At 35.5% G+C, this 22,008-nt stretch carries 20 protein-coding genes and 1 pseudogene; 18 read left to right on the top strand and 3 right to left on the bottom strand.

Features of this window, described 5'->3' with window-relative positions; genetic code table 11:
• Positions 1–47: 47 nt before the first annotated feature.
• Positions 48–398 (bottom strand): annotated as a pseudogene (locus tag RK01_RS07370) (hypothetical protein).
• A gap of 113 nt (positions 399–511) precedes the next feature.
• Here RK01_RS07370 and RK01_RS07365 point away from each other — a divergent pair.
• Both RK01_RS07365 and RK01_RS07360 read left to right on the top strand, forming a co-directional pair.
• On the top strand, positions 512–1,375 hold the full coding sequence (locus RK01_RS07365) for a helix-turn-helix domain-containing protein (protein ID WP_016172665.1): 864 nt from the start codon (positions 512–514) through the stop codon (positions 1,373–1,375).
• Positions 1,376–1,404: 29 nt separating this feature from the next.
• The gene (locus RK01_RS07360) at positions 1,405–1,932 is read left to right on the top strand and encodes a helix-turn-helix domain-containing protein (protein WP_016172664.1); all 528 of its coding nucleotides are present in this window, start codon (positions 1,405–1,407) and stop codon (positions 1,930–1,932) included.
• Between the two features lie 63 nt (positions 1,933–1,995).
• Here the strand turns inward: RK01_RS07360 and RK01_RS07355 are convergent, their stop codons facing one another.
• On the bottom strand, positions 1,996–2,481 hold the full coding sequence (locus tag RK01_RS07355) for a hypothetical protein (RefSeq protein ID WP_016172663.1): 486 nt from the start codon (positions 2,479–2,481) through the stop codon (positions 1,996–1,998).
• A 58-nt stretch (positions 2,482–2,539) separates the two neighbouring features.
• Positions 2,540–3,013: a DUF5626 family protein gene (locus RK01_RS07350; protein WP_016172662.1), complete on the bottom strand. Its 474-nt coding sequence runs from the start codon at positions 3,011–3,013 to the stop codon at positions 2,540–2,542.
• A 206-nt stretch (positions 3,014–3,219) separates the two neighbouring features.
• On the opposite strand from RK01_RS07350, the gene RK01_RS07345 reads away from it, so the two are divergent.
• From RK01_RS07345 to RK01_RS07270, 16 genes are all read left to right on the top strand, one after another.
• On the top strand, positions 3,220–3,654 hold the full coding sequence (locus tag RK01_RS07345; RefSeq protein WP_016172661.1) for a hypothetical protein: 435 nt from the start codon (positions 3,220–3,222) through the stop codon (positions 3,652–3,654).
• Positions 3,655–3,860: 206 nt separating this feature from the next.
• Positions 3,861–4,511 carry a hypothetical protein gene (locus tag RK01_RS07340; protein ID WP_016172660.1) on the top strand — a complete coding sequence of 217 codons (651 nt, stop codon included), beginning with the start codon at positions 3,861–3,863 and terminating at the stop codon, positions 4,509–4,511.
• Complete coding sequence (locus RK01_RS07335) at positions 4,508–4,909, top strand: hypothetical protein (RefSeq protein ID WP_016172659.1); 402 nt, start codon at positions 4,508–4,510, stop codon at positions 4,907–4,909. The genes RK01_RS07340 and RK01_RS07335 overlap by 4 nt, the downstream gene beginning before the upstream one ends.
• A 1,061-nt stretch (positions 4,910–5,970) precedes the next feature.
• Entirely contained in the window at positions 5,971–6,423 is a 453-nt protein-coding gene (locus RK01_RS07330; protein ID WP_016172658.1) for a hypothetical protein, read from the top strand.
• A gap of 361 nt (positions 6,424–6,784) precedes the next feature.
• A complete protein-coding gene (locus RK01_RS07325) occupies positions 6,785–7,672 on the top strand; it encodes a diacylglycerol/lipid kinase family protein (protein ID WP_016172657.1) in 888 nt (295 codons plus the stop codon).
• Between the two features lie 289 nt (positions 7,673–7,961).
• Positions 7,962–9,452: an MFS transporter gene (locus RK01_RS07320; protein WP_016172656.1), complete on the top strand. Its 1,491-nt coding sequence runs from the start codon at positions 7,962–7,964 to the stop codon at positions 9,450–9,452.
• Positions 9,436–10,419, top strand: coding sequence for an alpha/beta hydrolase (locus RK01_RS07315; RefSeq protein ID WP_016172655.1), 984 nt, complete (start codon positions 9,436–9,438; stop codon positions 10,417–10,419). The genes RK01_RS07320 and RK01_RS07315 overlap by 17 nt, the downstream gene beginning before the upstream one ends.
• Positions 10,391–12,631 carry a glycoside hydrolase family 65 protein gene (locus RK01_RS07310; RefSeq protein ID WP_016172654.1) on the top strand — a complete coding sequence of 747 codons (2,241 nt, stop codon included), beginning with the start codon at positions 10,391–10,393 and terminating at the stop codon, positions 12,629–12,631. Before RK01_RS07315 ends, RK01_RS07310 begins: the two co-directional genes overlap by 29 nt.
• A gap of 2 nt (positions 12,632–12,633) precedes the next feature.
• Complete coding sequence (locus RK01_RS07305) at positions 12,634–13,434, top strand: alpha/beta hydrolase (protein WP_016172653.1); 801 nt, start codon at positions 12,634–12,636, stop codon at positions 13,432–13,434.
• Positions 13,435–13,624: 190 nt separating this feature from the next.
• A complete protein-coding gene (locus RK01_RS07300) occupies positions 13,625–14,632 on the top strand; it encodes a LacI family DNA-binding transcriptional regulator (RefSeq protein ID WP_016172652.1) in 1,008 nt (335 codons plus the stop codon).
• 123 nt (positions 14,633–14,755) lie between these two features.
• Entirely contained in the window at positions 14,756–16,024 is a 1,269-nt protein-coding gene (locus RK01_RS07295; protein WP_016172651.1) for an ABC transporter substrate-binding protein, read from the top strand.
• Between the two features lie 21 nt (positions 16,025–16,045).
• Positions 16,046–16,918, top strand: coding sequence for a carbohydrate ABC transporter permease (locus RK01_RS07290; protein ID WP_016172650.1), 873 nt, complete (start codon positions 16,046–16,048; stop codon positions 16,916–16,918).
• A 1-nt stretch (position 16,919) separates the two neighbouring features.
• Positions 16,920–17,750, top strand: coding sequence for a carbohydrate ABC transporter permease (locus RK01_RS07285; RefSeq protein ID WP_016172649.1), 831 nt, complete (start codon positions 16,920–16,922; stop codon positions 17,748–17,750).
• 79 nt (positions 17,751–17,829) lie between these two features.
• Entirely contained in the window at positions 17,830–20,001 is a 2,172-nt protein-coding gene (locus RK01_RS07280) for an alpha-galactosidase (protein ID WP_034864866.1), read from the top strand.
• A gap of 386 nt (positions 20,002–20,387) precedes the next feature.
• Positions 20,388–21,536 carry a cation:proton antiporter gene (locus tag RK01_RS07275; protein WP_016172647.1) on the top strand — a complete coding sequence of 383 codons (1,149 nt, stop codon included), beginning with the start codon at positions 20,388–20,390 and terminating at the stop codon, positions 21,534–21,536.
• A 28-nt stretch (positions 21,537–21,564) separates the two neighbouring features.
• On the top strand, positions 21,565–21,882 hold the full coding sequence (locus RK01_RS07270) for a DsrE family protein (protein ID WP_016172646.1): 318 nt from the start codon (positions 21,565–21,567) through the stop codon (positions 21,880–21,882).
• The last annotated feature ends 126 nt before the right edge of the window (positions 21,883–22,008 follow it).

Raw genomic sequence — 22,008 nt, 5'->3', positions numbered from 1 at the left:
GCTGCCCCGCCGTTTCGTCCTAACCACCCAACAAACCCATAGGAAAATTAGTTTTGTGCAATGGAGCTTTGTTTTTTCGGAATCAAAGTTGCCGCATCTGCCGTTGCCGATAAGCCGTAACTGACGAATTAACCGTTTGATCGTCCCCAAGGTGCAATCACCAAATTGGTAAATGTAACCATAGCTAAGCCTTGTTGGTTAAGTTCTTCAATAGTAATCACAGGATGTTCGGATTTGATTTTGACACTGATTTCCTCATAGCGCAGTTTTGGTAGGATACATTCATAGCTCCAACCTAGAATTTCTCCATCTTTTTGCCACCGAGTAACATTGACGACTTGGTATTCTTTTTCGAGTTTTTCTTTTGGTAAGGTGAAATCATTGATTTTAATTGGCATAATAGCTCTCCTTCTTCTTGTATACGATAATTTATACGATTGGCTTAAAAAAATATATACGAAATTTTATACGAGTGATATAATAAATAAAAATGATGAGGAGGAAGTAAACGATGTTTGGTTTATTACAACCTGATAGAGTGAAGGTAGGACAACGAATCAAAGAAATCAAAGAGAGTATGAATCTGTCCTTTACAGAGTTAGGCAATCGCTTGGGGATAAAGAAACCAACAATCAGTTCCTATGTTCAAGGTTATGCATTGGCCCCTGAAAGTGTCATTAACCAGTTGTCTAGTATTAGTGGAAAACCGGTAGGCTGGTTTTACTTTGGAGACATTGAAGAATATATTGCGGATTACTTGCAGTTAAAAGGGCAGAACAGAATTGTAGAAGAACATCCAGAAATTGTGAAAGCTATCAAAGAAGAATTTTATACTGATGAGTTTAAAAATCCTGCATGGGAAAATGAAGTTGGTTATCCATGTGAGGAGTTTATGGATGATTATTTTTATGAACTGCAACAAGAAGTCATTAAAGAAGAAATTCAAAAAATGGTACGTGATCAAATAAAAAATTTACCGATTGTCGATGAATTATCTAAACAGAAGAAAGATGAGGCAGTCACCGTTATTACGAGCGGTATCATCGAATATATGGATGTCGCAGGCAAATTTAATTATGAAAAAAAAGATGATATGATTGAAATCGTTAAGCGGGAAATCGATAAGTACGATTTTTTTGCGGACAGTAATTTTGAAGACCGGTATTTAGTGGGAAAACTAATAAATATCTTGGCAGATCAACAAAAAACTGGAGAATTAATCAATCAATTGTCCGAAGAACTGACGAATAAATCTTTTTACGTAAAATTTGGTGGGGAAGAGTTAGTAGAAACGATTCAGACGTTAAGACCAGCATTAATTAATCTGTCCAATAGAATTAGTGCTGATCAGATTGAGGATTGGTTTGAAAAGTAAAATTAATTTTTAGTTAGGGGGTTGATGATATGTCACTAGGGGATCAATTGAGATCGAACCGTAAACGGATAGGATTATCTCAAGGGGAAGTTGCAACTCAACTCAATATTACCCGTCAGTCTATTTCAAAATGGGAAACTGGTAAAGGGTATCCAGACTTAGATAATTTAGTGCTATTGAGTGAAATCTATAATGTTTCGATTGATGAGTTGCTTAAGGAAGATGAACGAAACAGAAATCGCATCGTAGATAATAGTAATGCTCCTATCTGTATTGAGGATAATAAGATAGAGTCTGGAACAGAACCACATAAAGAAATGAAAAGGGATGATAGTCTATTGCTTATGATATTGGCAATAGTTTCTTGTGCCATACCACCTTTAGGAATTATTATTCCTTTGATATTGTATAAAAAAATAACAACAACAGATAGATTTCATAAGTTACTGAAATTTGTTTGTATCTGTTGTTGCCTTTTAAGCATATATAATAGTTTTTTATTGGCAAATTCCTGGATTTTTCACTATGGGGATAGTTCTGTTGAACTTATTGAATAGTTTAAAAATCGGAGAATAGACTGCACTATTTGCTAGCAAAGTAAAGAAACTGCATGTTAACGCTCATTTTACGTTTAGAATAGTCTCAATATTATTCTGAATAGTTATATCTGCTTGCTTTTTTAACAATTCCTTCAATTCACTAGAAAATGGGAATTCTTTGTAATCTATGTCTAGATTGTTATAATTTTTAATCACAAAAGCTCCATCCTTAGACAAGAAATCAGCTACAACCAGATAATTAGTAAAGGTATCTTGCTGTTCATAGGTGTAAACACTATAGATAGTTGCATCATCTATAGCAATTACGGAGATATTGTCTGTTACTATGGTGATACCTTTTTCTGTGCTTATTTTTTTTCTAGTCGTACGCTGAAGGTTTTCAGTGTTTTGCATGGGCTGTTGAGTGCCATATTCAGTATTTGAATTAAGTTCATGCTGTTTTTTTATTTGAGAAAGTGACATGTAGAGTAAAAGAAACAGAATGATTAAAATAATCAGGGGTATAGTGATTTTCTTATTATTTGTATACCAATGCATATAATCCATCCGCCAATCCTGATTTCAATTTTCTAGGTAAATAACCATATATTGAGTTGAACAATAATTAGAACCCAGATACTTTGAGACTGTTTCCAGAGATGATAGCTTTAATACCATCTGAATTATTAATATATCCTTTTGTCCAAATAAAAGAATAACGACTTTCTTTTGAATTAATTAATCGTAAATTTTTTTGAGAGATAGTACCAGTAGTTGGACTTATATTACCTGAAAATACAGAAGTCATTTTACCGGAACTAATCTTTGTTTTAAAACTGGCTTTCCAAGCGCCGGGAGAAGAATATTTGATTAGGTAAGTCCCCGATTTAATTGTTCTGGAGTTATCTGGAATCTCCTCGATAGATATTGCAATTACTCCTTTTTCGGTAGAAATATTAAAATATTGATTTCCGTTCTGAATTAAGTCATAGGATATTTCTACTTTATTCTTTGAAGAATTAATTTCACTTGCAAAACTTGGAGAGCATCCTATAAAAGTAGAAACAATAAAAATTGCGACGAAAAGTATTTTGTTCATTAAAAGACCCCCTTTCTGTGTAATTAGCTTACATGGAGAGGGGGCTTTTTTACAGCAACTATTTGATGCGATTTGGCAACAAATAGTTGCTATGTTAGAAACTAATTCGGTAATAAAATAAATATATTAATTATGAAAGGAAGTAGAGGTGATGTCAATAACTAAGTGAGAGGTGTGTTTCTAAGTATATTTAAGGAGAATGTTGAATGAAATATTTTGTTAATGATGAACACTGGGACATTGAAAGTTATTATAAAAATCTAGAAAGTTTATCTAAACGTTTGGGGACATCATATCAACTGTTAAAAGATATTTCTTTTCACGACTATCGATTAGCAAAAATAGAGGTAAAAGAGCTAAAAAATTTGGAAATAGAAATTAATCTATATCTATGTAATCCATACGAAAGTATTGATTATGTTATTGTCTGGAGAAGTGTAAAAAAATTTTCTTTTCAGTACAATTACTTAAAGTATCGGTTTGCTAATGTGGATGATTATGTTGTAGATGATGGGTATGGGACTATTTTAGAGGATGAAATTACCGCTTATGATGAGATCTATTTGCAACATGAACTTCTTTTCACATCGCGAATGAAATTATATTTGATGGGTGAAAATATTGAAATTAGTCAAATATAATTAATTTTGATATTTAGAGATAATTTTTATTGCACCGAGACTAATTACTTTCTCTCATTGTGCATAGTAGAAATAGGTTGAAAAAATTTATTGAGAAAGTGTTTTCGCAATGTAAACTATACGTTTCTAATAGGTAAACTATTTGGTTCTATGCGAAAATATTCATTCATGTAATGATTTTGTTGTAATTAGAAAAAGGAAAGAGGTTGAATAAAATAAAAAAAGTCTTATTTGGGGTATCAATTTTTTTTGTATGTTTATTTTTAGAATCAACTATCTCTTATGCAGATAGTTTACCAGTGCTTATCAATTCAAACGAAGAGTGGATTACAAATAATGATGAAGATGGATGGGAAGAAATAATTCCGCTATCAGAAATAAGTGAGGAAGTTATTGAAAATGACGGGCACGAAGAGTTGATACAGGGACCTATGGTAAGAAGTGCTACTGGCTATACTTATAAAAATCACACTACGATGTCAACGAAAACTTATACAAATAAATTGCTTAAAACATTAAAAACCTCAAGTGTTTGGAGCACTGCTTCAAATTCAGTTCGACCTACTATTAGTTTAACAGTGAGTCAAACTAATAGTATTAGTATAAGCTTAAGTAATGGGACTAATAATTTTAATATCTCTCAGAGTGTAAGTTTGTCAACCTCTGAATCTTATACTGCAAAGCCTAAAGCTAAAGGCTATAGAGTTTCAATTGGATTATATGCTAAAAAGGTTGTAGCAAAAAGAGTAAGAATTTCTGCTTATTCTAATGGATCCGGTAAATTTTCACATTATATTTATGCGAATCCAACAACAATTTCTGGAGTATATGTGGGGGAGGCTCATAAAAAAGGATGAAAATAGTGAAAAATAAGGGAATGATATTCAGTCTTATACTCAATCTATTGTTAATAGGCGCAATGTTTGTTTTCTTTGTCAAAGTGAATGATACTAAATTAATGTTAGATACAAGAACCTTGAGTGCTCATTCTTATATACCCAAACGTGAATCAAAAGAGTGGGATAGTAGCAGTCCTAAAGGATATTATCTATTCACTAAAGAGGATCAAAGTATTGAAATAACAACTTTTCAGGAAGAAATAGTCTTTAAGTCAACATACAGGTTTATTGGTAATGGGGTATACGAACTTTCAGATTCTAAGGGTTATATTGTTGCAAAGGATAAAGGATTGGATATTTATCTAAAAGAAAAGAATCCCCTAATATTTGAATCATATCTCATTTTTGATAAATAGGTTATCGCTATAAATTGGTTGAACCTGTAAACATAAGATTCTCATTTTCAAATAAATTGATACTCAATAAAATTTTTCATGTTTCAATATCGTTAAAGACTTGCTTTGCAAGCATCATGAACCTATTTGAAATATAGTTGGGCTAACTAAATCTTAAAAAGTAGTGAATATAAGAAAAAACCCTTGTGAGTTGTTAATCTGACAAGAGTTTTTTTGTAGAGGAAATGGTAGGAAACCATCTTGTTTTTAATGAAAATCAAGCATTTTAACTATTGAAAAATGTTGATTTATAGGGATTCTTCATCCATATAATGTTGGGTCTTTATTCCCATTCAATGCTTTATGTGTATGTATTCAATAGTATCGGTTTGGCTCGCAAGTAATTGACACCATTTCTTTCAAATAAATTGAAAATCAATAAAATTTTTCATGTTTAAATCTCTTTAAATCGTTGCGATTAAAGTATTTTGGAAAAATTGTTAGGTTAATAAGGTCTTATGAAAGCACGCAAAGCATCTCAATTATTTTGAAAAGAATAATATACTGGCGAGTATTTTTTTGACCATACTTTTGACCTTCTCAATCAAATTTTACGGGGCTCATTAGATTTTGTAATTCCTTAAGAATTCCGTATTCACGCTGTTTTCTACCTATCAGATTCTACCAGAAAGCAATCCAGCTCTCAATACGGTTTCAAAGACGCAAACGCTGCGGAATAAGAAAAACAATCTTTCAAGAATGTTTAACAGACTATCCTATAAGGATAGTCTGCTTTTTTATAGGTAGCGGTGATTTATAAAGCTTATTGGTATCTGACTTCATAAACGGACTCTCTACTGCAATAGGCTGAAATTTGCAGAAATTTGAAAAACAATTCATTAAAATTACATCTTGTTGCTTAAGAGTAAACCACGTTCATTCTGCTTTTTGTGTGCAGTTAATCTGTTTTGATGGTTATTTGTCTGTGAATAAATAAAACATTGTTAATTTTCTATTCGCAGGTGCTACGATCAGTTAAAATAGAAAATGTGAGGAAAAAATGCTTGAAAAAGGAGAAAAAAATGGGAAAATTACTTAGTCTCTGTCAACGACTGGATAACGTTATTAGTTCAAAAAAGATGCAATATATCTTTTCAATTATTTTATTACTGGTCGGGATTTTGCTATTTTATATTGCTTTTTATAATTGGAAAATACAGCAAGAATTTTTACATAGTCATAAAATTAAAACCCAAGCGGTAGTAAAGGTAGACAAAAATCAGGTTAAAACATTAAATTTTACTGGCAATTATTATGGGGTTGCAACTGATAATCAGAATTTGGCTGATGGGGAGCAGGTGACGATTTATTACCAGCAAGATAAACCTTACCGTGTATCCACTTCAGCTAACCAATATGGCAATGGTGTAAAGGATGTTACTGTTCCAATAATAAGTGGTATTTTCTTTATTGCATTTGTAGGGGGGAATAAGATTTTATTACCCGCTGTAGTAAAACGCTATGTTAATAGTTAACAAAAAAGTAGCGGAAAAAATAAGTGACCGAGGAAATAGTATTTAAAAGAAAAAATGTAAACCAAGTGTAGCTGTAAAAAAAATTTTCTCACCCCTGTTTCATTTTGAGTTACTCATCTTCATCTCTTTAAGAGACTTCACAACTGGTGAGGTCTCTTTTTTTGAGGGGATACCAGCGTCACGTTCTGTCTCTTTTAAGTTTAGAAATAAATCCGGTAGAATTTTTCTTGATTTTCCAGCCCAATTATCGTCTAACAACTAGTACAATATCTATTGAAATAAAGTCAGTGGGCATCAAACTTTTCTGCAGCGTGGCCTCCGTGATATTCTAAAGGTAAGAAATGAAAAAGGAGGTATCGCAATGAAAAAAGCACTTTTGATTATCAATCCTAGTTCTGGTGGAGAAAAAGCCAAAGAATATGCGCAACTGGCTCAAGAAAAATTGAACCAGTCTTTTGATGTATTGAAAATTCGTCATACCAAAAAGAGCGGAGATGCCAAGAGATTTGCCAAAGAAGCAGCAAGTGAAAAATATGATAGTGTTTTGGTTATGGGGGGCGATGGAACGGTAAATGAAGGCATCAGTGGTTTAGCCGAAGAAAATTATCGGCCTAAATTTGGTTTCTTCCCTTTAGGTACAGTGAATGATTTAGCTCGTGCTTTGGATATACCGCTTGATCCTAAAAAAGCTATCGACAATTTTTCAATTGCGAGGACGACCTCTTTAGATATAGGCAAAATCAATAATTCCTATTTTATGAACGTTGTTGCCATTGGAGCAATCCCGGAAGCCATTAATAATGTCGATAGTGAACAAAAAACGAAATTTGGAAAATTAGCTTACTTTATCTCCGGTTTCAAAGAATTATCAAATAATGAAACTTATTCTTTTTTAGTGACAATTGATGGAAAAGAGCAAGAAATCACAAGTAGTACATTACTGATTGGTTCGACGAATTCAATTGGTGGTTTTGAATCTTTATTGCCTGAAGCAAAAGTTAATGATGGCAAGCTTTATTTAATTTATTTAAAAGACCCTTCTTTAATCCAGACAATTAAAGCGGTTCCCGATTTATTAAAAGGTGTGGATGAAGCGACTGCAAATGTTGGCTATTTAACTTTTAACCAAGCTGTAATTTCTCTGCAAGATAGGAATAAAAAACTCGCCACTAATGTTGACGGCGATGAAGGAGATTTTCTACCGGTTACAATTAGAATTTTACCCACACATTTGGAGGTATATCATTAAGTCTATTTTGCTAAAAGTAAAAGAAAGATAATTTGGTTATTTGAATTTGAAATACATTTTCTGACTATGAGAATTGCCATCTTTGCTATTTTTATAAAAGAATGTAAAAAGTAAAAATACAAGTCTTGCTGTGGATAGGCTTGTATTTTTTATTGTCCTTCATTCAGATTGTCCCCAAAGACAGAAATATTGTGAGTGTCTAGTTGACAAATAGATTAGTAAACAGTAAATTGTAAACATTAAAATAGTTGAAACCGTTGTTTCTTTTACTATATGAAGGAGAATGAAGATGCAAACTTTATCAAAGCGTAATCTCTGGTCATTTTCAGTCGGAACGATTGGACGTGATATGGCAGCTGCAGGTCTATTCACGAATTATTTATTGACGTATGTTTTGTTTACAAAGACATTGTCGGCTACTCAATTTACTGTAATTACGATTATTATGTTCGGTGCTCGTTTTTTTGATGCTGTTATTGATCCATTGTTAGGAAATTTGATTGATACAAGTACTTCAAAAAACAAGTTTAAACCGTTTATTTTTTGGGGTGCGATTGGAACCGCTGTCATCGTTTCTGCTTCTTTTGCTAATCGTTTTCAAGGCTGGTCATATGTCGTCTTTTTTGGTGTCATGTACTTGCTGTTTAGCGTTTGTTTTTCAGTTAATGATATTGCCTACTGGGGCATGCTGCCTTCTTTGACTACAAATCAAAATGATCGCAATCGCCTGACTTCTATGACGACATTGATGGCAGGTGTCGGAGCATTTCTTTGTAGCTTTTTAGTACCAGTTTTTACTGTAGGTGATCGTGTGATAGGTGGAAGTGCCGTCACCGGCTATGCGGTTATTGGTATCGTTTTTTCTATCATAATGCTTGGTACGCAACTGATTACATTGTTGGGTGTCAAAGAAGAACGTAAAAGTATCCCGAAACCTGAAAAAACAAAATTTAGTATTAAAGAAACTGCCCGTGTGATTTTACAAAATCCACAAGCTAAATGGAGTGGTGTCATATTATTTATCTATATGATGGTTTCCACATTAAGTACCACTATGATTGCAACATATTTATATTTTTCTTTTGGCTACAATGGTCTTTATCTCATGCTATTTAATATCGTAGGCCAAGTTTCAGGTGCGGTCGTATTTATTATTTTTCCTTTACTCTCACGAAAATTAGGGCGCAATCGTTTAGTTCGACTAGCTGTGTTGTTGTCGATTACAGGCTATACTTTATTGTTTTTATCAGGAACATTTTTAAACTCGTCATTAGAAATGGTGAAATTGGCCGTTATGGCAGCTTTCAATATTTTACCTTCTATTGGAAATGGTGTTTTTTATCTCGTGGTAATGATTAATATTGCTAATGCTGTTGAATATAATGAATGGGCTTTTGGTAAACGAAATGAAGGCATCATTTTTTCAGTACGTCCTTTTGTAACACAATTAGGAATGGGATTAGGTCAATTATTGACAATGGCAATATATCTACTTGTTGGCATTTTAAGTGCCACAAATAAAATCTCTTTAATTGAAAATGAGGCCGCACAAGCGACGATTTCTGGTGCGGAAAAAACACAAGCGATTCAGCAAATCATCCTCACTACACCTAATCAAAAAAGCACGCTGCTGTTGCTCTTTATAACGGCTGTACCGTTAATTGGTATTTATATTTGCTATCGTTTGTATAAGAGTAAGCAGCTTTTATCTGAAACAGAATTTGAATCATTAAATGCGGAACTAGTAGAGAGGAGAAAACAAGATGAAATGGTTGCTTAGTCTTATTTTCTTACTATTAATTGTGCTTTTTCTCATAGCCTTTAAGATGTATCAGCTTGCATTCTCACGAACGGGGGATCGTCAAAAAGCATTTGAAGCTGATCATAATCAAATTGACACGCCTGTGGATGAAAAGTTACTTCCAGTCTTAGCAAAAAAAGAAATGTGGTTAGCTGGTCAAAAAGAAGAGCAGGTTTTCATAACGGTGGATGGACTAAAATTAACAGGCTTTATCTATCAGCAAAACAATCTTCATCAATGGGTCATTTTGGTCCATGGTTTTGGAGGCAATCATCAAGAAATGTTTGATAAAGCGCCGTACTTTTCAGATATGGGGTTTAATTTATTGTTACCGGATAATCGCAGTCATGGACAAAGTGAAGGGCGTTGGATTGGTTTTGGCTGGTCGGATCGTTTAGATATTGTGAAGTGGGCGAACTATCTTCGTAAACGCGATCCTGAGGCCCAAATTTTACTTTATGGAATTTCAATGGGAGCAGCTACTGTTATGATGACTTTAGGAGAAGATTTGCCTGCTTATATCGTGGCTGGAATAGAAGATTGTGGATACAGTTCAGTCGAAAAAGAACTTACTTACCAAATGCAATCTTTATTCCATTTGCCAAGTTTTCCCATTCTATCATTTGTCTCTTTGATTAATAAATTCCGTCAAGGCTGGGGATTAAAAACGGCGGATGCCAAAAAACAATTGGCGAAAAATAAACTTCCGGTTTTGTTTATTCATGGACAAGCTGATACCTTTGTACCAGTCGAGATGCTGGCAGAATGTTATCAAGCCCAAAGAGGACCCAAAGAGCGTTTTTTAGTTGCGAATGCCCAACATGGAATGGCGGGAATAGTAGCTGGTGCACAATATTGGCAAGCAATTCAGGGATTTTTACAAAGACAGACAAATTTTCATTTCGTGGAGGAAGATTATGAAAGTATTAGAAAAAAAAGCATTTGAACTAACAGAAGCTGAGCTTGGGCTACAAGAAACATTGTTTCACACTGCTAACGGTTATTTAGGCGTGCGGGGAAATTTTGAAGAAGGCTATCCAGCCGGCATGCAGACAATGCGGGGACAATACGTAAATGGTTTTTATGATATTGCGGATATGAAGCAGGCAGAGCAATTGTATGGATTTGCAAATCAAAAAGAAGTGATGCTAAATGTAGCAGATACACAAAGTGCACGTATCTTTGCATCAGGGGTTGCCGTGACGATGTTTGAAAATGCTACTGATTTTCAACGTATTTTAAATATGGAAAAAGGTGTTAGTGAACGCAGCTTCACTTGGGGGAGTGCAGCCGGAAAATTGCGCCTAACATTTCGTCGCATGGCTTCTTTTATTGATTTGTCACTATTTACTACTGAGATAGAAATTGAATCGTTAGATTATGAAGGGGAGATTGTAGTTGAATCAGACCATATTGGGCTTGTTCACAACTATGTTGACCCAAGCGATCCCCGCTTAGCTGCTGAAGCCGAAGATTACCTAAGTATCATTGCCCACAAAGCCAGCGCTGGGGAAAGCTATTTTTTGACAAAGACGCAACGTTCGAATCTTCAATTGGCCAGTTATGTTTACCATCAAGGCATGACATTTTGTAAAACAAAAGTTGAAAAAGAACGCATTACACAAATTTTTAACCAAAAAATTCGACCTGGCGAAAAGCTAAAATTGGAAAAACGTGCCTATTTTTATGATTCTGCTCGTTTTGATTTAGAGGAAACAGCTCACTTGACAGCGGTAGCGAATCAAAAGCCGCTGACAAAATGGTATCAGGAGCAACAAATCTATTTACAGAAATTTTGGGAAAATAGTCAAGTTTCAGTTACAGGTGATACTGAGTTGAATGACTCTTTGAATTTTAGCTTATTTTCACTGTTACAAGCTGCAGGTAAAGATGGCAAAAGTAATATTGCTGCAAAAGGACTAAGCGGTGAGGGCTATGAAGGCCATTATTTTTGGGATACAGAAATATATATGATGCCCTTTTTTACATTAACTAACCCTGCTATCTCCAAACAATTGATTACCTATCGCTATTCTATTTTAGAAAGCGCACGTCAAAATGCCCGAATTTTGGGTCACCCAACAGGCGCTCTTTATCCATGGCGCACGATTCAAGGAAGCGAATCTTCGGGTTATTATCCTTCTGGAACTGCGCAATATCATATCAATAGTGATATTGCTTATGGAATTATGCAATATTATTGGGCGACAGGCGATTGGCAACTTATGGAGGAGATGGGTGCAGAAATTATTTTTGAAACCGCACGAACATGGCTGCAAATTGGTAATTTTACTGCGCGGGGATTTGAAATTTTCGGTGTGACAGGCCCGGATGAGTACACTTGTTTAATTAATAATAATTACTATACAAATCTTTCTGCAAAAAATCATTTATTGTGGGCAGTAGAACTGTATCAAAAATTACAGGGTTCGTCATTAATCAAACAAATTGATTTAACGGCAACTGAAATTGCTGCTTTTTCAAAAGCAGCAGCGCAAATGTTTCTATCCGTTTCAGACAAGGGATTGCACGGTCAAGATGATAGTTTCCTTGCCAAACCAGTACTCGAACTAAACAAAATACCAGAAGAAAAATTTCCCTTGTTATTACATTATCATCCCCTTTTCTTATATAGACACCAAGTCTGCAAGCAAGCAGATTTAGTTTTAGCTTATTTTTTGTTTATGCAACAGTTTGATCCAAAGAAAATGGCGCAAGGTTTTGCATATTATGAACCTTTAACGACACATGACTCCTCTCTTTCTTCTTGTATCTTTGGAATTGTAGCGACACAACTGGGAGATGTTGAAAAAGGCTATCGCTATTTTGAAGAGTCATCTAAAATTGACATTCAAAATACTCATAAAAATACCAAAGATGGTATTCATGCTGCTAACATGGGGGGCACGTATTTAGGCTTAGTTTATGGTTTTGCAGGATTACGTTTAACTTCGCAAAAAGTCGAACTAAATCCTAAAATACCACAAAAATGGCCACAGTACGCATTTTGTTTTCAATATCACGGAACCAAAGTCGCTGTTAATGTAACTCAGGAAGCTGTGGAAATTACAGCGTCAGAAAATATGACGATTGGTGTATTTGGAAAAGAGTATCAACTTGCAAAACAAAAGACTAGTATAATTACAATGGAGGCGTAAGTATGGTTATTGATAAAATTGACTTAGCCAAAGCAGGTAGTTTACAAATATATTCTCAGTCCAATTCATCTGAAATAGATGCCAAGCGTAAAAGACCCTGTATCTTGATTTGTCCAGGTGGGGGTTATGAAAATCTTTCTTTTCGTGAGTCAGAACCAGTAGCTCTAAAGTTTTTAGCGATGGGCTATCAAACTGCTGTTTTGTCTTATAGTGTAGCGCCAGAAGTATTTCCGACCGCAATTTTTCAATTGGCAGAAGCAATCCTATATTTAAAAGAGCATCATGAACAATACTTTATTGATTCAGATCGTATTATTTTAATGGGCTTTTCTGCAGGTGGACATCTAGCTGGACTTTATGGGAGCTCATATGCACAAGAAGTATTATTAAAAGATATTGGTACAAAAGAAAAACGACAGATTCAGGCAATAGTACTAAGTTATCCAGTTGTTACTAGTGGGGAATTTGCTCATACTGATAGTTTTCACGCATTACTAGCTTCTAATTATGAGCAGCGTGATAGTCTTTCTTTAGAAAAGTTAGTTGATGCAACATATCCGCCAACCTTTGTGTGGCATACGCAACAAGATGATACTGTTCCGGTGCAAAATAGCCTATTATTAGTTAATCAATTGATTGCCTATGGTATACCGACTGAATTTCATTTGTTTACGGAAGGCTTACATGGACTTTCTCTAGGGACAGCAGAAACTAAAAGAAGTTCTTCACCTTTGCTAATTCAACCAGAAGTCCAAGTATGGCCCGAGCTTTGCCATGCATGGTTGGAATCTCAAAGTAAATAATTTCATCCTATTATTTTTATTTGTAACGTATGGAATCAATGTCAGTTGATTCCATGCGTTTTTTTACTTTAGCAAAAAAATTAGCTGGAATAATAAGTTTTAACTACTATTCATTAAATGAGATATCCTTGCAGATGATTAGTAAACAGTGTATAGTTTTAGTAAACAAAAAAGAAAAAGAGGTTTTTTTATGGCAAGTATTCGCGATGTAGCACGACGCGCTAAGGTTTCACCTGCAACAGTCTCTCGATTTTTAAATCAAGATCCGGCGCTGTCTATTACTAAAGAAACCAAACAACGGATAGAACAAGCTGTTTCAGACTTAGATTACAAGAAAAAAAGTACAGTGGGGCAAAAAAAGAATTCTTCTGTTGGAATATTGACGATCATGTCTGAAGAAGCAGAAATTGATGATCCATATTTTCGATCCATTCGGTTGGGAATTGTGCAGGAAGCAAAAACACAAAAAATTGCTGCTAATCGTATTTATCGTGTAAATGATCAGCTGGATTTTCGTGTGCTAAAAGGGCTCGGAGCTGTAATTATTGTGGGACATATGGGCACAGAAATTTTAGAAGAAGTAAAAAAACAAAATGAAAGTATTATTATTGCAGATGATCCTTTTTCTCCTCGCGAAACCGATGCTATCTTCGTAGATTTAGAACAAGCGATGACCGATCACTTAGAGCGTCTTTACCGCGACGGGCACCGAGAAATGGTTTATATTGGTGGTTATCGCCGGACAATTGATATAACTGGCCAATACCAAGAGCAAGATAATGACATTCGTGCCTTTACTTACAGTGCTTGGATGAAAGCACACAATTTGACTTCCCGTAGTTATTTAGGTGAGTGGGCTGCCTTAGACGGCATGCGACTGACAGAAAAAATGCTTAAAGAAGGCAAGCCAACTGCTATTATCGCAGGAAGTGATCCTATGGCTGTGGGGGTTTATCGGGCAGTTCAAAAAGCCGGCTTACAGATTCCAGAAGATATTTCTGTCGTTTCTTTTGATAATATCGAAGTCGCTAGTTTTTTGACCCGGCCATTGTCAACAGTCGACTTGGAAGCTACCGAATTAGGACGGATTGCTCTTCGAATGGCACGGGATAAGATTATCGGAGAACGAACAATTCCCATGCAAGCCAAAATCCCGGCTAAAGTCATTGTACGTGGTAGTGAACAAGCAATTAAATAGATAAAAAAAAGAATCGAAAATTTTTTGATTCTTTTTTTCTTTTGCTCTTGACAAATAATTTAGTAAACAGTAATTTGTAAACATCAAATGTAAGCGTTAACCGTTTACGGAAGGAGAAATGAAATGAAGAAAGCAAAATGGATGTTAGGAGCAGCAGCTTTAGGTTTGGTTGGTTTACTCGGGGCATGTGGTAATGCGAGTGGTACAGGGGATTCCAATAAAGCTGCAAGTGGGGATAAAGAGGAAATTGAATTTTTCTTCCAAAAAACTGAAATGGTTGATACCATGCAAAAGATTATTGACGATTTTGAAAAAGAAAATAGCGATATTTCTGTTAAGTTAACGCAAGTGACAGATGGCGCAACAGTTTTGAAAACACGGATGGCAGGCGGCGACGCACCAGATGTTGTTCATGTATATCCTGCAAATGCTGATTTTAAAGGATGGGCAGAATCAGGTGTCTTTAAAGATTTAAGCGACGCTAGTTACTTGAGTAATATTACAGATGGCGTACCTGAACAATACAGCGTTAAAGATAAAGTTTATGCTATTCCTTTAACAAATAATGCATATGGTTTCTTTTACAATAAAGATGCTTTCAAAAAATTAGGATTAGAAGTGCCAACTACTTACGATGAATTCCAACAAGTAGTTCAAAAAATTAAAGATGATGGTAAAACACCATTTTCTGCAGCTTTGACAACCGAAGCAGCTGGATTTTTAAATGGTTATGAACAATTAGCATGGGCTACAGCAGCAGGTGGCTATGATCAAGCTGAAGATGCTTTATTACACAGTGCTAAAGGCGGAATTAAAGCAGATTCTGCTACTTTCAAAGCAGTTACCAAGGATTTGGATCTTTTGCACGGCAATACGCAAAAAAATGCGCAAGGGGCAACTTATGATGATTCTATTGCAGCTTTTGCTGATGGACAAGCGTTGATGTTTCCCAATGGTTCTTGGGCACTGCCTGCAATTCAAAAGTTAGAACCAAGCTTTGAAATCGGAACTTTTGCTTTTCCTGGAACAGATTCAACTAAGCCTATGACAGCTGGTGCGGCAGATTTATCTGTAGCCATTAGTGAAAAATCAAAACATCAAAAAGCAGCTCAAAAATTTGTAGAATACTTAACAACAAAAGAAGCAATGCAACCTTATTTCGATGTAGATGGTTCACCTACTTTTGTAAAATCAGTTGATACCAAAGGAAAATCCCCAGAATTAGAAGGAATTTCAAGTTTAGTTGGAACAGACCAACAAATTATTTGGTTACACAAAGATTGGACATCAGAAGAAGATTTCTGGTATGCCAACTTGGACTATATTATTGATGGTGATAGTGCCAAATACGAAAAATCATTAAATGCATTTTTTGACACAATGAAAGATTAGATTTAAAAAGGAGCGTTTGCTGTGAGAAAGAAAAAGTATTCAGGGATATGGGCCTATGGCTTTATTGCTATTCCACTATTGTTACAAATTATCTTCTTTTATATACCAACGTTTCAAGGGTTCTTTTATAGTTTGACAGATTGGACAGGATTAACGCCAGATTCAAACTTCATTGGGCTTGCCAATTTCTCGCGAATGCTTTCTGACAGCAAGTTGGTTACATCGGTTGGTTTTACTTTGGTTTTTACTGTGGGGTTGATTATTGGTGAAGTGGGACTTGGAATTGCCATTGCTCGTTTACTTAATTCAAAACTAAAAGGTATTGGTTTTTTTAGAACAGCATTTTTCTTTCCAGCTGTTTTGAGTACAGTCATCTTGGGTTTAATTTTTAAGCAAATTTGTAATTATGGTATTCCTCGTTTTGGTGAGATGATTGGTAGTGAGTTTTTAGCTACTAATTTGTTAGCTAATTCCAGTACGGCAGTCTATATGGTCTTATTTGTCGCTTTATGGCAGGGAATTGCAATTCCAATTGTTATTTTCTTATCGGGATTACAAAGTATCCCGGATGATGTGTTAGAAGCGGCTTCTATCGATGGTGCTTCGAAATGGCAAAGTTTTGCTCGTATTGAGTTGCCTTATCTTTTGCCCTCTATTAGCATGGTTTTCATCTTGGCGCTTAAAAGTGGACTAACAGCGTTTGACTTGATTTTTTCTTTGACTGCTGGAGGGCCTAGTGGTACGACAACTTCAATTGGACTTTTAGTCTATAACTATGCGTTTAAAAGCAACCAATTTGGCTACGCGAATGCTATCTCAGCCGTTTTATTCCTAGTGATTGCGGTAATCTCCTTTATTCAAATCAAAGTATCAAGAAAGTTTGAGGTGAACTAAAATGATTCGTAAAAAACTCGGTAACGGTGCAAGATATGGCATTTTGAGTTTGGGATTGCTATTGATCTTTTTCCCATTATATTTTACAGTAATCAGCTCCTTCAAAGAAACAAAACAGATTACCAAAAACTTTTTAAGTTTTCCTAATCCTTTTACTGGTGACAACTTTCAACGTTTGATGAATGACGGAATTGGTCAATACTTCTTCAATTCCATTACCATTTCGGTAATAGCGATTTTGTTAATTTTGATTTTTGTCCCCATGGCAGCTTTTTCAATTGCGCGAAATATGTCTAAACGTAAGGCGTTTGCTTTTATGTATATCTTCTTAATTTTAGGGAACTTTGTACCGTTTCAAGTTATCATGATTCCAATCACAAGCATGATGTCAAAATTTGGTCTCTCGAATATCCCTGGCTTAATTATTTTATACTTAGCCTATTCAATACCGCAGACGTTGTTCTTATATGTGGGTTACATCAAAACTTCTGTCCCAGAAGAAATCGATGAAGCAGCGGCAATTGATGGTGCCGGACGGGTAAGAATGTATTTTCAAATTGCGTTTCCATTGATGAAGCCAATGCACGCTACTGCTTTAATTATCAATGCTTTATGGATCTGGAATGATTTCTTACTGCCGTTGTTAATCTTGAACAAAGATTCTTCCTATTGGACATTACCGTTGTTCCAATATAATTATTCTGGACAGTATTTTAATGACTTCGGACCTTCATTTGCATCATATGTAGTAGGGATTGTGGTGATTTTAATTGTCTACCTGGTTTTCCAAAAGAATATTATTTCCGGAATGACCAACGGTGCAGTAAAATGAGAAAGATGATGCAAGTTGGGACATTTGATTATTTCAATGTGCCAACTTGTTCAGCTATTATGGAGGAAGAGTGATGAACATGATTACTTATGATCAAACAAACCAATCATTTCACTTAACCAATGGTTTGATTAGTTATATTTTTGCGGTTAGAGAAGGGATATTGGAGCATCTTTATTTTGGAAAAGCGATACACTATACGGGAGGCTATCGCTACCCGGCTGCCGATCGCTCCTTTTCACCTAATCCTCCCAACAGTCAGGAACGTTTATTTTCTTATGACACGATGATGCTGGAATATCCTGTCAATACGGGTGATTATCGGACACAAGCATTGGAAATTGACTATAACGATGGTTCGAATGTCTCGGATTTTCGTTACGTTTCCTACCAGATTGTACAAAAAAAACCTGCATTATCTCAGCTGCCTTCCTTTTATGATGAAGAAGATGGCGAAACGTTAATTATTCACTTAAAAGATACAAAAGAAGCTGTGTACTTAGATTTATCTTATACGATTTATCAAAATCGTCGGGTCATTACGCGTTCCAATCAATTGCGTAATGAGAGTGATGTGCCCCTTTATATTGCTAAAATGGCTTCTGCCACAATAGATTTTCCCAATCGAGAATTTGAAATGATTCATTTGAGTGGTTCTTGGTCACGGGAACGAGAAATTGTGAGAGAAAAAGTGTTTGCTGGAATAAAGGCAATTGGCAGCTCTCGGGGAGCAAGTAGCCATCATCATAACCCTTTTATGGCTCTCGTTGATCCCAACGCCGATGAACAAAAAGGTGAAATCTATGGGACAAGTCTCGTATATAGTGGGAATCACGAATTTTTAGTGGAAAAAGATCCCTATCAGCAAACGCGTCTGTGGTTGGGGATCAATCCTAAAAATTTTTATTGGCAATTGCTTCCTGATGCCAGCTTTACCACACCTGAAGCAGTACTCGTTTTTAGTGAATCGGGGCTCAATCAGATGTCACAAACTTTTCATCAGCTTATTCAAGAGCGTTTGGTACAGAGCCCATACAAAAACCTTGATCGACCCATTTTAGCTAATAACTGGGAAGCGACCTTTTTTGATTTTGATGAAGAAAAGATTTTAAAGATAGCAGAAGAAGCTAAAAAAATTGGAGTCGAATTATTTGTCTTAGATGATGGCTGGTTTGGCCATCGTGATGATGATACGTCTTCATTAGGAGACTGGATAGAAGACCGTCGTAAGCTCCCGCATGGACTAGCTGCACTTTCAGAGAAGATTCATCAAGCAGGTTTGCAATTTGGTCTATGGTTTGAACCCGAGATGGTTTCCCAAGATAGTCAATTGTTTGCTCAACATCCGGATTGGGCCTTACAAGTTCCCGGTCGTGATCTGTCACCTGGCCGCGGACAATATGTTTTAGATTTTTCACGGCAAGATGTCCGAGATTACATTTATAAAGCGATGAAAATGGTTCTAACTACTGTGAAAGTAGACTATGTGAAATGGGACATGAATCGGAATATGACTGAAGTTTTTTCTACCGCACTTGCTAAAAATCAGCAAGGGGAAGTATCCCATCGCTATGTCTTGGGTCTATACGACTTTTTAGAAAAAATGACGCAAGAGTTTCCTAATATTTTATTTGAAAGTTGCTCAGGTGGCGGCGGACGTTTTGATTTAGGAATGCTGGCTTATATGCCACAAGTGTGGACAAGTGATAATACCGATGCTATTTCTCGAATTGGAATTCAATATGGCACAAGTCTAGTTTATCCACCTGCTACAATGGGTGCTCATGTGGCAAGTGTTCCGAATCACCAAACTGGCCGCATTACTAGTCTGGAAACTAGAGGAAATGTGGCAATGTCTGGAATATTTGGATATGAGTTAGATTTAACCATATTAACAGAAGATGAAAAAATTGAAATGAAAGCGCAAGTTGCTTTTTATAAAACACATCGCCGCTTGATTCAGTATGGTAATTTTTACCGCTTGTTAAATCCTTTTGAGGGAAATGAAGCTGCTTGGATGTTTGTCTCAGAAAATAAAGCAGAAGCACTTGTTTTTTATAGTCGTACTTTAAACCAAGCTTCTACTCCTTTTCATACGTTAAAATTAGTGGGATTGGACCCTAATTTATATTATGAAGGTGAACAAATCAAAGGCTACGGTAATGAACTCATGCATCTAGGCTTTTACGCCCAACCTCATAGTCAAGGAGATTTTCAAAGTAGTTTAACGTACTTAAAAGTTACGAAATAGCTAACAAAGCGAAAGTACCCTGTGGATAGGATTTTTCATTAATTTTGTGAAGATAAGAACGGGTACGCTAAAAAAATTAATATCACTTAAGATCAAGAGGAAAGTCTCTTGATCTTTTTTAGGTAAAAGGATTATCTGGTTTATATAAGGAATAAGATCGATAAGTAGCTTAACGTTGGTGTCTAGCTATCTGAACGAACTCACTGGGGTAAGAGAATATTTCAAATAGTAAGAGTAGGTACAAAAATAGAGCAATTAAGTGGTATAGAATATTATTGAATAAGTGCTAATATTTTTCATTCCGTAACTTTTTCGATAGACTGTTAGTGAGCCTTGTGATGCTTTTAAAAGTAGCGGTAGGTTATAAAAAAAAGAGGGTGTAAATAGTGGAGTTTATTGGGGTTTTGTGTCTGATTTTAGCCAGCACAACAATTGCTGGTCATTTTTCACGACGTATTGGTATACCAGCTGTAATCGGGCAATTATTAGTCGGAATATTATTAGGTAATGCAGGGCTAAAACTTGTTCATCCCGATATATTGGTAGAAGATTTTTCGGAAATAGGTGTTATTTTATTGATGTTTTTAGCTGGGATTGAAAGTGACTTGTCTTTATTAAAAAAATATTTCAGACCGGGAATGTATGTAGCTGTTTTAGGAATTTTGCTCCCCGTTTTCATGGGAATGATGGGGGGATTATTTTTTAACATTCAATTGACGCAATCGTTTTTCTTAGGATTAATACTTGCTGCTACTTCGGTGAGCATCTCAGTTGAAGTATTAAAAGAATTAAATGTGATTAATACTAAAGAAGGTTCCACTATTTTAGGTGCTTCTGTGGTAGATGATATTTTAGTCGTTTTAATTGTAAGTCTGAGTATGTCCTTTATTGGTACGCAGTCAAGTAGCAATAATTCATTAGGCGTTATGTTAATTGAACAATTACTATTTTTTATTGGGGTTTTCTTCTTAATTCGCTGGGGGGCGCCATATTTAATGGAGCTGAGTAAGAAATTAATGGCTGAGTCCTCCATTATTATTGTCTCGTTGATTTTATGTTTAGGTATGTCTTATTTGGCTGATTTTATTGGCTTAAGTTCGGTTATTGGCGCATTTTTCACAGGGGTAGCGATTGGTCAAACAAAAGTGTGGCAAGAAGTTTCCCGCAACATCGAGGCAATTGGGTATGCCGTGTTTATTCCGGTCTTTTTTGTCAGCATTGGGTTAGAAATTTCCTTTGATGGAATTGGCTCGCAACTGCTACTTATTATAGCGTTGACTGCCATTGCTATTTTGTCTAAATTGATTGGTGGGTTCCTTGGTGGCAAATTAGTAGGCTTTAGCAATAACAGTAGTCTTATGGTGGGATCAGGCATGGTTTCAAGAGGAGAAATGGCATTAATTATTGTACAACTAGGTTTTCAAGCAAAAATGGTAGCTGAAAACTATTATTCCGCATTTGTTTTAATTATTCTACTAACCACCCTTTCCTCACCATTTTTACTCAAGTATTTTACTAAAAAAATCTATGACTAATTAGAATCATTACTAAGGAGGAACAAAGATGAAAGTGGTATTTCACGTGGATGAAATGGGAAAATGGCAAGAAGCGACAAATAATATTCGCAATTTATTGCACTTAGAAGAAAAAGCAGAAGTCGTTTTATTGGTTAATGGAAGTGGTATTCAAAGTTATCAGTTAAAACATGCGCAAAAATTTATTAGAGAAAATCCTAATATTTCTTTTCACGCCTGTCACAATGCACTGAAAGCTTTTCAGATGGATGAAGCAGACTTACCTGCATCAGTAAAAATTGTTCCAGCTGGCGTTTTGGATTTAATTGCGTTACAAGCGGCAGGCTATGCTTATATTAAGCCCTAAAGTAAAAAAAGACCTCATCTTATTGAGGTCTTTTTTTTATCGCTAACGAAATTATCTGGTTCACAAAAAGAATAACCCGAAATACTGAGATTTTCGGGATTTCGCTATATAAACGAACTCTTGGCG

Source organism: Enterococcus dispar ATCC 51266 (genome assembly GCF_000406945.1).
GTDB lineage: Bacteria > Bacillota > Bacilli > Lactobacillales > Enterococcaceae > Enterococcus_C > Enterococcus_C dispar.
This window is presented reverse-complemented; position numbering and strand designations above follow the sequence as displayed.

What these genes read in the sequence shown, in the direction of transcription:
- RK01_RS07320 (WP_016172656.1), top strand. Translation starts at nt 7,962, where the DNA reads ATGCAAACTTTATCAAAGCGTAATCTCTGGTCATTTTCAGTCGGAACG.
- RK01_RS07310 (WP_016172654.1), top strand. Translation starts at nt 10,391, where the DNA reads ATGAAAGTATTAGAAAAAAAAGCATTTGAACTAACAGAAGCTGAGCTT.
- RK01_RS07350 (WP_016172662.1), bottom strand. Translation starts at nt 3,013, where the DNA reads ATGAACAAAATACTTTTCGTCGCAATTTTTATTGTTTCTACTTTTATA.
- RK01_RS07280 (WP_034864866.1), top strand. Translation starts at nt 17,830, where the DNA reads ATGATTACTTATGATCAAACAAACCAATCATTTCACTTAACCAATGGT.
- RK01_RS07345 (WP_016172661.1), top strand. Translation starts at nt 3,220, where the DNA reads ATGAAATATTTTGTTAATGATGAACACTGGGACATTGAAAGTTATTAT.
- RK01_RS07315 (WP_016172655.1), top strand. Translation starts at nt 9,436, where the DNA reads ATGAAATGGTTGCTTAGTCTTATTTTCTTACTATTAATTGTGCTTTTT.
- RK01_RS07285 (WP_016172649.1), top strand. Translation starts at nt 16,920, where the DNA reads ATGATTCGTAAAAAACTCGGTAACGGTGCAAGATATGGCATTTTGAGT.
- RK01_RS07330 (WP_016172658.1), top strand. Translation starts at nt 5,971, where the DNA reads ATGGGAAAATTACTTAGTCTCTGTCAACGACTGGATAACGTTATTAGT.
- RK01_RS07295 (WP_016172651.1), top strand. Translation starts at nt 14,756, where the DNA reads ATGAAGAAAGCAAAATGGATGTTAGGAGCAGCAGCTTTAGGTTTGGTT.
- RK01_RS07355 (WP_016172663.1), bottom strand. Translation starts at nt 2,481, where the DNA reads ATGGATTATATGCATTGGTATACAAATAATAAGAAAATCACTATACCC.
- RK01_RS07305 (WP_016172653.1), top strand. Translation starts at nt 12,634, where the DNA reads ATGGTTATTGATAAAATTGACTTAGCCAAAGCAGGTAGTTTACAAATA.
- RK01_RS07270 (WP_016172646.1), top strand. Translation starts at nt 21,565, where the DNA reads ATGAAAGTGGTATTTCACGTGGATGAAATGGGAAAATGGCAAGAAGCG.
- RK01_RS07300 (WP_016172652.1), top strand. Translation starts at nt 13,625, where the DNA reads ATGGCAAGTATTCGCGATGTAGCACGACGCGCTAAGGTTTCACCTGCA.
- RK01_RS07365 (WP_016172665.1), top strand. Translation starts at nt 512, where the DNA reads ATGTTTGGTTTATTACAACCTGATAGAGTGAAGGTAGGACAACGAATC.
- RK01_RS07325 (WP_016172657.1), top strand. Translation starts at nt 6,785, where the DNA reads ATGAAAAAAGCACTTTTGATTATCAATCCTAGTTCTGGTGGAGAAAAA.
- RK01_RS07360 (WP_016172664.1), top strand. Translation starts at nt 1,405, where the DNA reads ATGTCACTAGGGGATCAATTGAGATCGAACCGTAAACGGATAGGATTA.
- RK01_RS07335 (WP_016172659.1), top strand. Translation starts at nt 4,508, where the DNA reads ATGAAAATAGTGAAAAATAAGGGAATGATATTCAGTCTTATACTCAAT.